Raw genomic sequence first — 473 nt, forward strand, 5'->3', positions numbered from 1 at the left:
GCCAGGATCAGATCACGGCACCGATGGTGCTCGATGGCCCGATGAATGGAGCGGCATTCCTGGCTTATGTCCGCACCTTCCTGTGTCCGACGCTACGACCAGGCGACATGGTGGTAGCCAACAATCTGTCCTGTCACAAGGTCGACGGCGTCAAGCAAGCCATCGAGGCTGTGGGGGCAACCCTGCGCTACCTGCCGCCTTACTCTCCCGACTTGAATCCGATCGAGAAGATGTTCTCCAAGCTCAAGGCATTATTGCGAAAGAGCGCAGCAAGAACGGTTGAGGCACTCTGGAACGAGATCGGCCGTCTCCTCGATGCATTTACGCCACAGGAATGCAGCAATTACCTCGCCTCCTCTGGATTACGCATAGCAGCAAACGCGGCTTCTGAATTGCCCTGGATTTTGAGGAGGCTGCGACATGTTCCGTTCATGGATACAATAAGCGCAAATCCCAACCTGCTATACTGCCTC

Annotated in this window: 1 protein-coding gene; it reads left to right on the forward strand. The window is 55.6% G+C overall.

What is annotated here, in order from left to right; translation table 11 throughout:
* A partial coding sequence (locus tag BT108_RS10420) for a transposase (protein ID WP_143142473.1) occupies window positions 1-473 on the forward strand: 473 nt, incomplete at both ends.

This window comes from Nitrosovibrio sp. Nv17 (assembly GCF_900119085.1).
Lineage (GTDB): Bacteria > Pseudomonadota > Gammaproteobacteria > Burkholderiales > Nitrosomonadaceae > Nitrosospira.